A 1,868-nucleotide genomic window follows, 5' to 3' on the forward strand; every position below is an offset into this window, starting at 1 on the left:
ACTGCGATCATGCCAATTGCCGCTCTGGGCAGTCTCGTGCAGGTCATTCAACCTTACGTGGCCTAACTTTGAATTCGGCGTATCAATGAAACCGCCAACCGACGCCAGCCCTGGCGGGTTAACACCGCCGTTGTCATGTGCCGCTGATACACCAGACTCCACCATGGATTCAAGCAGTTGGGCATGCCTTCTTTATGTGGTTCCACGCTGTGTTAACCCGCTGCGCCCGGTCGGGTCAACACCTTATAATAGCAGCTGTCAGGAAATAACTTCGCATTTTGCCGCACAGCGTGGGCGGATGGTGTAGTTCCTCTGTGGACAGACATGGTGGGGTCGGGCGGAGAGCCGATCCATTTCACGCTTGGCAATCTTGAGGCCGGTGGGGTAGTCGCCTTCCACGGTCGTGGCGGTGACCTGCAGGCCGGTTTCGGTGGTGGTCGTCCGGATGAAGTTGCGAGGGGGCATGGGGGACGAGGTTTCATTGATTTCATTCTTCACTTCGGAAGAGTTCATTTCCGAGCAGCGAAATACAACGAATGAAACCAGGTCCCGCAACGGCCTACGCTTGCTAGCTCCCGACGATGTCATTTAGTCCCTCGACGAGCCGATCCAGTTCCTCCGGGCCGAGCCGGCCGAGTTTCTTTCCGAGCCGTTCCACCGAGAGTGTCCGGATCTGGCTGATCTTCACCCATGAACGTTTAGGCAGGCGCCCCTTCTTCAGCTCCATCGTGAGCGGAAAGCCTGCGCCTTGCGGTTGGCTCGTCACCGCCATCGCGATGACCGTTCCTGACCTCTCGTTGAAGACGTCATGGCTCAGTACAACGACCGGCCGCATTCCCGCCTGCTCGTGGCCGCGGCCCGGAGTGAGGTCAGCGCAGACAAGATCGCCCCTCAGTATTCTGGCCATTCAGCCAGTTCTCCCGACACCCCTTCCTCCGCCAGCGCCTTCTCGAACCCGGGATCGAGCTTGGCGCACTCACGGGCGAGGCGGGACCGGTCGAGTCGCTCCAACTTCTCCTTCACCGCCGCCTCGATCGCCTTGCTCCGGTTTGGAAACGCTCGCTGTCTGACCAGACGGTCCACCCGCGTTAGGACACCCTCGTCCAAGGAAATCGCTACCTTCGCCGCTGCCATGCATCACCTCTGGTATGACGAAATATCATACCGCAGGCTGTGCGGCAAGCTGCCCGTTAGCTGCCCGCGAGCTACACCTGCCCGCGAGCTAAGTACTCCCATTGACAACTACGGTGACGTATCCAGCAAGACCGGAACGGCCGGCGGCCCTACTAGATGGCCGCGGCCAAACGCGCCAGCGCCTGGTTGCGATCGGCAGAGACTGCTTCCGCGTTGGGAGATCGCCGAACGGCTTGCCACCATGGTGGCTGTTCCGCGCTGTCCTCGGCGAGCAGAAGTCTGCGTGCGTTGCGCGCGAAGGGTTCGACGTAATCGACGGGGCGGATATCCTGGTCGAGCGCCGCGACCATGGGATCGTATGAGCCGGAGTGCCGGGTGGCGTTGGCGAAATCGATGAAGCCGGTGCGCGGGGCATCGAAGTCGGGTTGCGCACCACCGCCGCTGAGGCCGGCGCCGGGCCACAGCAAAGCCGCCGGGACCAGGTCGGGCCGCGCCCCAGCCACCAGGAGCGCGACGTACGCGCCGAGTCCGCTCCCGGCGAGCGCGGCGCGGCCGATGCGCGCCAGGACGCAGTCGGCATCGCCGGCAAGCACCTCGGGCGTGTAGCCGGCGGCCAGCAGCCGATCCGAACCGCCGTGGCCGCAGAAGTCGAGCGCGTAGACCGGCCCGGGCCAGCTGCGCGGCAGCTCGCCCCAATCGGCGCTCGAACCGAAGAGCGCATGCAGCAGGAGCAG

The 1,868-nt window shown here is 63.3% G+C and carries 4 protein-coding genes; all 4 read right to left on the reverse strand.

The features are described from left to right. Positions 1 to 258: 258 nt before the first annotated feature. Positions 259 to 513: a hypothetical protein gene (locus VF515_22910; GenBank protein HEX7410478.1), complete on the reverse strand. Its 255-nt coding sequence runs from the start codon at positions 511 to 513 to the stop codon at positions 259 to 261. 55 nt (positions 514 to 568) lie between these two features. Continuing rightward, positions 569 to 907: a type II toxin-antitoxin system PemK/MazF family toxin gene (locus VF515_22915; protein HEX7410479.1), complete on the reverse strand. Its 339-nt coding sequence runs from the start codon at positions 905 to 907 to the stop codon at positions 569 to 571. Then, entirely contained in the window at positions 892 to 1,134 is a 243-nt protein-coding gene (locus VF515_22920) for a ribbon-helix-helix domain-containing protein (protein HEX7410480.1), read from the reverse strand. The genes VF515_22915 and VF515_22920 overlap by 16 nt, the downstream gene beginning before the upstream one ends. A gap of 152 nt (positions 1,135 to 1,286) precedes the next feature. Further along, positions 1,287 to 1,868, reverse strand: a 582-nt coding sequence (locus tag VF515_22925) for an alpha/beta fold hydrolase (GenBank protein ID HEX7410481.1), incomplete at its 5' end; no start/stop codon positions are given.

Source organism: Candidatus Binatia bacterium, from assembly GCA_036382395.1.
GTDB lineage: Bacteria > Desulfobacterota > Binatia > HRBIN30 > HRBIN30 > JAGDMS01.

Bases quoted from the DNA above. Each gene is read 5' to 3' on its own strand.
- VF515_22920 (HEX7410480.1), bottom strand. From the start codon at position 1,134: ATGGCAGCGGCGAAGGTAGCGATTTCCTTGGACGAGGGTGTCCTAACG.
- VF515_22910 (HEX7410478.1), bottom strand. From the start codon at position 513: ATGAACTCTTCCGAAGTGAAGAATGAAATCAATGAAACCTCGTCCCCC.
- VF515_22915 (HEX7410479.1), bottom strand. From the start codon at position 907: ATGGCCAGAATACTGAGGGGCGATCTTGTCTGCGCTGACCTCACTCCG.